The sequence below is a fragment of the Halomonas sp. NO4 genome (assembly GCF_010994375.1).
In the GTDB taxonomy this organism is placed as follows: domain Bacteria; phylum Pseudomonadota; class Gammaproteobacteria; order Pseudomonadales; family Halomonadaceae; genus Halomonas.
Genome location: NZ_WHMA01000022.1, coordinates 47,951 through 54,608, shown reverse-complemented (window position 1 = coordinate 54,608; position 6,658 = coordinate 47,951). Strand labels below are relative to the sequence as shown.

The window sequence follows — 6,658 nt, the reverse complement described above, 5'->3', positions numbered from 1 at the left end:
GCGGCCTGGGGTGGCCTGTTCGTCAAGCTTGCCTACAAGGCCGAGCAGGCAGGCAAGCATATGGTGAAAATCGACCCCTGGTACCCCAGCAGCAAGACCTGCTTTCACTGCGGCCACAAGGTCGAGTCGATGCCGCTCACTATCCGCACCTGGGACTGCCCGGCCTGCGGCACCCAAGGCATCGACCGGGACATCAATGCGGCGCGCAACATTCGGCGCCAGGGCATCCTCCAATTGAAGGCCGAAGGGCTGTCGGTCTCTGCCCATGGAGGCCTGCGTCAGTCTGGCATGTCGCCGGCAGCGGCCTGAGAAGTGGGAAGCCCCGCCCGCTAGCGAGCGGGGAGCAGTCACCGCTTATGGACTTTTTCAATGCGATGTGGCGCTCTGCAGTCAACTCCGGCTCAAGGTGCGTCGCTATCTGCCGATACCTCTCTATCAGACTACGGTAGCGGGCAGTTGTTAGCCGGCCGTTCAAGAAGGCATTCGCGGCTGCGATGATGTCGAGCCGAGAGAGGGCGCGTTGCTGCAATCGATTCGTTTCATGTCTCTGGCGCGGGTCTTCTGCTCGCTGCAGGGGCGCCTGCTGCTGGGGCTTGCCACCACCTGGCTGGTCATCGTCGGTTTGCTGCTGGCACTCGCCTGGCAGTTCGGCAAGGGCCTCGTCAACGACGCCAACCTGTCCCACCTGCGCTACGAAGCTCGATTGGTGGCGGAGGGGTTGAACGAGGACGTCACACTTCGCCAAGAGGCGCTCGGCCAACTCGCCGAACGCTTGAGCAACGAGAGCAGCGCAGATCTGCAACGGGTGCTTCAGGACAACCAGGCGCTCCTGGCCTGGTTCGAGGGCATCATGGTCACCGATCGGCAGGGGATCGTGGTCGCCGACTGGCCGGTCGTCGAGGGGCGTGTCGGCCTCGAGACCCGAAGCACCGAATTCTTCCCCATGGTCCGCCATACCCGCTCTCCCTACGTTACCGAACCTTTCGTGGGCCGGGCGAGTGGCGAATCGCTGGTCTTGGTGCTGGTACCGCGCTTCGATGATCGGGGCGCCTTCCAGGGCGTGGTCGGCGGCATGCTCAACCTGGAGCGCAGCGGCTTGTTTCGCGGCCTCGAGGTGCACCGGCTGGGTGAGGAGGGTGACGTCGCCGCGTTTACGGCCTCCGGCAAGCAGCTCTTTCCGCGACGGGCGGATGGTTCTTCGGAAATAGCCAGGGTGTGGCGGAAAGCCCCGCAGCTGGATCTGGCCCTGGATGGCTGGCAGGGGGAGGTCGTTGTCGGGCGTATCGAAGGCGCGCCCGCCCTGGTGGCCTATCGCCAGATCTGGCCGGCGAACTGGGTGGTGGGCATTGCCTTGCCGGAATCCCAGGTCTACGCGCCCCTCAGCGTGTTTCTCGGCAAGTTGTGGTGGGCCTGGGTGGGCGTGGCGTTGCTGCTGCTCGTCAGCATCAGCTGGCTCGTTCGGCGGTTGCTGGCGCCGCTGCATCGCCTCGAGGCGCAGATTGCTCAAGTGGGGGCCGGGCAACGGCACTACCTGGCGCTCGATACCCGCATGGACGAGCTGCGTCAGGTCGCCGATAGCTTCAATCGCCTCGAAAGAGAGCGCCTGTCCGCGCTGGCCGATCTGCGCGATCGTGAAGCGTTTCTGGATGCCGTGCTCGCCTCCAGTCCCGTGGGCGTCTTCGTTGCCGATCTCGAGGGCTATGTCACCTATATCAACCCGGCACTGCGCGAGTTGCTGGGGGTCGGGGAGGAGTCGCTGCGAACCAGCGATTGGTGGGAGCGCATCCATCCCGATGATCGTGAAGGGGCTCGAGACCTGTGGCAGCATACCCTGCGGACGGGCAGCGACTTCGTGCGTCAGTTGCGCTACCTCGACAACCGCGAAGGCTCCCTGTGGCTCGAAGTGCATGCCTCCCAGGTGCGTGGCAACGATCAACCCCTGGGCTTCGTCGGCATGGTCAAGGACATCACCGAGCGCCGCCAGAAGGAAGCCCTGCAGCGCTGGGAAGCGGAACACGACCCCCTCACGGGGCTGCTCAATCGGCGAGGTTTCGAGCGCCGTCTCGAGGAAGCGCTGGCGGAGTGCACCAAGACGGGAACGCCCTCGGTGCTGATCCTGTTCGACCTCGACCACTTCAAGCCGATCAACGACGAGGGCGGTCACGCCCTGGGGGACGAAATGCTGCGACGGATCGCCCAGGTGGTGGCCTGGGAGGTGCGGCGCAGCGACCACGTGGCACGCCAGGGTGGCGACGAGTTCGTCGTGCTGTTGCCGAGCTGCACCCTCAAGCAGGCCGCACGCATCGCGGAGTCACTGCGTCAGGCCGTGGCGGAAGTCGAGGTGAGTCATGAAGGCAAGACCTACCACGTCACTCTCAGCGTGGGCGTGACCGCGCTGCAGGAGGCGGACAGTACCATCGACCCTGTCCTGGCCCGCGCCGACGAGGCGTGTTACCAGGCCAAGGCACAAGGGCGCAATGCGATCGTGATCGGTACCGCCGGGGAGTGCCTGTCTATTGGCGAGGACCAGAGCATCGATGCCCTGTTTCCCTGAGGGTGCGAGAATCCCCCCAGGGCGAGTAGGGGCAAGAGTCAGGGGGCGGCGTTGAGACTGAGAGAGGCGCTAGAGAGGAGCGCTAGAGAGAGGCGAAAGAGTAGGGCGCGCGCAGCATCCGACTTGGATCGACCGACGTCGCCCGATTCAGACCGACGTCTTCAGGCGCCCTGACTGGGCGCCGACCTGGCCCGTCGCCCCGTAGAGGGTCTTCTCGGCGGCGTCGTGAATGACGTCCAGAAGCCGCTTGTTCTGGCTCATGCGCATGTGGATGAGCTGGCCGTTCACGCCGTTCATGCGCTCGGCTTCGCGGGTACGTTCGAGTATCTGCTCCCAAGCGGCGAGACAGTCGGCGTCCCGCGCGGCGTCATGGGCGCCGGCAAGCCCCGCAGGATAGCTGAGCCGTTGCTGCACGCGTTGGCGCAGCGTCTCGGCAGCCTCGAGCTGCTCGAGACGTGCCTGCTTCTTCTGGGCGATCTCGGCCAGGGCCTCGCCGTCGATCTCGGCTTCCGCCAGCAGGCGGCGTTCCGCATCAAGCAGGTCGACAAGGGTGTCCAGGCGATGTTGCTGCTCCTGGAGCAGCTTGGCCAGGCTCGTGCTCATGCGTCGCCTTCGTTGCCGGTGGTCTGTTGCAGGGAGTCGATCAACGCATCGGCAATGCGGTCGGCGCGAATCTCCAGGCGTCCTTCGCGAATGGCCTCGCGGATCTCCTCGACGCGCGCCGTATCGATATCGTGCGAGGTATCGATGGCCGCCTGACGCAGGTGCGTCTGCGCCGCGGGGCCGGCATCGCTCTGTTGCGTGCGCTCGGGGCCCTTGGCGGGCTGCGTCTCTTCCCGCGGCGCGGTCGAGGTGGGGCGGGCAAGGGGGTTCTGGCTGTTGATCTTCACGGTATGGGCCTCGTGACCGGTGCTTTCCCCTGCTATCGGCCTGGCAGAACGAAACTTTAGGGTACGGTTGAACAGCAGCCGGCAGGCAGCGTGTGCTGCCTGTCCGCTGTGATCGTTAGCCTAGCGCCGGTCGCCCCTAAAAGTCCACGCTCAGGGTGGCTTCGCCGCTGACCCGGGCGGTGATGATCTCGCGGGAACCGAAGCGCACGCGGACTTCGTCGCCCAGCACGCCCGGCTCCAGGGCCTGCCCCTCACGGCTGACGCGAAATGCCTGGCCGCGCGCTTCCACGGTCACCCGCTGGTTGCGCTCGACCAGCGGGCGTTCGCGTACCTGGTGTTCCTGCAGCGCCTCGCCCGCCCGCAGAGGTCGGGTGGTCAGCTGGCCAACCAGCCGTTCGGCCTCGAGCAGGGTGCGTCGCGGCAGCTCGGCCAGGTTGCCCCGGCGCGTGTCGAGGTGCTCGGCACGCAGGGTGGTGCCCGCGTCGAGGTCGGTCGCGAGCACCGGATACGAGCCGATCACGCCGACCTCCGCCTGGAGATAGCGCACCTGGCGGCCCGACTCGCCGCAGCGTACCCCCACCGAGACGCGACCCATGGCGGGCTCGCCGCTACGGGGGAGAAACGGCTGGGGCACCTCGCAGGCGGGCAGGCGGGCGGAAGGCGGGTACACCTCCACCACGATCTCGTCGCCAAGTGTCTGGGCCCGGTCGTAGAGGAAGGCCTGTACCGCGGCGACCATCGGGCCATCGTCAGCTGTCGCCGCCGTTGGCAACAGCCAGAGGCAGGCCACAAGGCCCAGAAGGAAGCGACGGGGGACGAAGCGCAGCATGAGAGGACCGGCACGGGTTCAAGGGTATGTGACTGGCATTCTATCCCCCGTTACCTCGGTGCAACTGCGGAATTGCCCCAGTAATCGTGGCCTGTTCATGCCATTGAGGTGATGTATGCCTGGCTATTCTGCACCCTCAGCAATTTTCGCATTCGTTCTCGACCGTTGCGTACACAGGGAGCGCCGGCATGATCGATCAGCTCGAGGCCGCCTTTAACTACCACCAGCAAGCGCTGGGACTGCGTCAGGAGCGCCACAAGGTGCTGGCCAGCAACATCGCCAACGCCGATACGCCCAACTACAAGGCGCGCGACATGGATTTCGCCAACGAGCTCAAGAAGGCCGTGGCGCAGGGCAGCCATGATGGAGGCGGTCTGGCGCTGGCGCGCACCTCAGAGCGCCACCTGGCCGGGCAGGGCATGCCGTCGGCCCGCAGCGACCTGCTCTATCGAGTGCCCGACCAGGCCAGCCTGGATGGCAACACCGTCGATATGGACCGGGAACGCACCGCCTTCGCTGACAACGCCGTTCGTTACCAGGCGGCGTTGACCCTCATGAACCGCCGCATCCAGGGCTTGAAGGGTGCCATGCAGCCCGAATGATCGGGCCGGCTGACTATGCAGAGAGTGCCGACATGACGATGTTTTCCGTTTTCGATATCTCCGGCTCGGCCATGAGCGCCCAGTCGCAGCGCATGAACGTCACCGCCAGCAACCTGGCCAACGCCGACAGTGTTGCCGGGCCCGATGGCGAAGCGTATCGCGCCAAGCAGGTGCTGTTCGAGTCGCGCCAGCAGGGTCGCAGCGGCATCGGCGGCGTGGGGGTTCGTGAGGTGGTCGAAGACCCCTCGCCCATGCGCCAGGAGTACCGCCCCGAGCATCCGCTGGCCAATGACGAGGGCTACGTGACCATGCCCAACGTCGAGCCGGTCCACGAGATGGTCAACATGATCTCCGCCTCGCGCTCCTACCAGGCCAACGTCGAGGTCATGAACACCAGCAAGCAGATGATGATGAAGACACTCACGCTCGGGGAGGGCTGATCGCCATGTCCAGTACCATCGATTCCGGTGTGCTCAACGCATTGAATGCCGGAGGGAGCCGATCGGGTGGCGTGAGTGGCATGGCCAGCCAATCCGGTGACCTGCGCGACAATTTCATGACGCTGCTGATCACGCAGCTGCAGAACCAGGACCCGCTCAACCCTCTCGAGAACAACGAGATGACCTCTCAGCTGGCGCAGATTAACACGGTCAGCGGCATCGAGGATCTCAATGAGACACTGGCCGGCATCACTGGACAGATCAATGAAAATCAGGCGATGCAGGCCTCCGGTCTGATCGGCCAGGGCGTGATGGTGCCGGGCAACCGCGTACTGCTCGAGAAGGATGGCGAAGGTTCCCTGCACACCACACCCTTCGGCATCGAGCTGGGCCAGAGCGCCGAGAACGTGCGCGTGACTATCACCGGCAGCGATGGCCAGGTGGTCAACCGCTATGACATCGGCTCGGTGAGCGCCGGCGTGGAATCCTTCTCCTGGGACGGCAAGACTAGCGAAGGCGTGGACGCTGCGCCGGGCGCCTATAACGTGAAGGTCGAGGCGACCCGCGGTGATGACACCCTCGATTCCGAGACGCTCAACTACGCCGTCGTTGGCGGCGTCACCCCGCCCAACGAGAATGGCGGTGTCCGGCTCGACCTAGGCGCCGTCTATGGCCAGGTGACCATCGACCAGGTCAAACAGATCCTGTGATTCGTAGCATCTTTGAATAGAACCGCATCAGCGGCACCAATAAGCCGGTAGGCAGAGGAACGAGAAGATGAGCTTTTCCCAAGCATTGAGCGGCCTGAATGCCCAGAAGGACAAGCTGGGAGCGATTGGCAACAACATTTCCAACTCCCAGACCGTGGGCTTCAAGGGCTCCAACGTCCAGTTCTCCGACGTGTTCGCCAATTCGCGAATTGGCCTGGGTACCCAGGTTTCCGCGGTGCTGCAGAACTTCGGCGAAGGCAACGTGGAGTCGACCAATCGCAACCTCGACCTGGCCATTTCCGGGCAGGGGTTCTTCCGTTATCAGGGCGAAGGCGGCGAGGTTCTCTATTCTCGCAACGGCCAGCTGTCGATGACGTCCGAAGGCGATCTGGTGAATTCCCAGGGTGCCCAGATCATGGGCTACGGGCTCAACGCGGCCGGGGAGGTGCAGACCGGTGGTCAGCCCGAGCCGCTCAACGTCTCGGCGGAGGAGTTGGCGGCCAGCGCCACGACCAATGCGTCAATGACCCTCAACCTCGATGCGCGTGAAAATGTTGGCGAAGACCTGAGTCAAGCGACGGTAACCGATGCAACGGGCAACGACGTCGAAATAGATTACCAATATTCTAATAA

9 protein-coding genes are annotated in these 6,658 nt (G+C 64.5%); 6 read left to right on the top strand and 3 right to left on the bottom strand.

Annotated features, from left to right (window positions below; genetic code table 11):
• Window positions 1-309, top strand: a 309-nt coding sequence (locus FEF15_RS14085; RefSeq protein ID WP_163559805.1) for a zinc ribbon domain-containing protein, incomplete at its 5' end; no start/stop codon positions are given.
• Between the two features lie 232 nt (window positions 310-541).
• On the top strand, window positions 542-2,554 hold the full coding sequence (locus FEF15_RS14080; RefSeq protein WP_163559804.1) for a diguanylate cyclase: 2,013 nt from the start codon (window positions 542-544) through the stop codon (window positions 2,552-2,554).
• 147 nt (window positions 2,555-2,701) lie between these two features.
• On the opposite strand, the gene FEF15_RS14075 is transcribed toward FEF15_RS14080, so the two are convergent.
• The 3 genes from FEF15_RS14075 to flgA form a co-directional block, all read right to left on the bottom strand.
• Window positions 2,702-3,157: a flagellar protein FlgN gene (locus FEF15_RS14075; protein WP_163559803.1), complete on the bottom strand. Its 456-nt coding sequence runs from the start codon at window positions 3,155-3,157 to the stop codon at window positions 2,702-2,704.
• Window positions 3,154-3,444, bottom strand: coding sequence for a flagellar biosynthesis anti-sigma factor FlgM (gene flgM, locus FEF15_RS14070; protein WP_163559802.1), 291 nt, complete (start codon window positions 3,442-3,444; stop codon window positions 3,154-3,156). Before flgM ends, FEF15_RS14075 begins: the two co-directional genes overlap by 4 nt.
• A 136-nt stretch (window positions 3,445-3,580) precedes the next feature.
• Window positions 3,581-4,183, bottom strand: coding sequence for a flagellar basal body P-ring formation chaperone FlgA (gene flgA / locus FEF15_RS14065; RefSeq protein WP_240454179.1), 603 nt, complete (start codon window positions 4,181-4,183; stop codon window positions 3,581-3,583).
• A gap of 278 nt (window positions 4,184-4,461) precedes the next feature.
• On the opposite strand from flgA, the gene flgB reads away from it, so the two are divergent.
• The 4 genes from flgB to FEF15_RS14045 all read left to right on the top strand — a co-directional run.
• Entirely contained in the window at window positions 4,462-4,875 is a 414-nt protein-coding gene (gene flgB, locus FEF15_RS14060; RefSeq protein ID WP_163559800.1) for a flagellar basal body rod protein FlgB, read from the top strand.
• 32 nt (window positions 4,876-4,907) lie between these two features.
• A complete protein-coding gene (gene flgC / locus FEF15_RS14055; RefSeq protein WP_163559799.1) occupies window positions 4,908-5,315 on the top strand; it encodes a flagellar basal body rod protein FlgC in 408 nt (135 codons plus the stop codon).
• A 5-nt stretch (window positions 5,316-5,320) separates the two neighbouring features.
• The gene (locus FEF15_RS14050) at window positions 5,321-6,025 is read left to right on the top strand and encodes a flagellar hook assembly protein FlgD (RefSeq protein ID WP_163559798.1); all 705 of its coding nucleotides are present in this window, start codon (window positions 5,321-5,323) and stop codon (window positions 6,023-6,025) included.
• Between the two features lie 67 nt (window positions 6,026-6,092).
• A partial coding sequence (locus FEF15_RS14045) for a flagellar hook-basal body complex protein (RefSeq protein WP_205598540.1) occupies window positions 6,093-6,658 on the top strand: 566 nt, incomplete at its 3' end.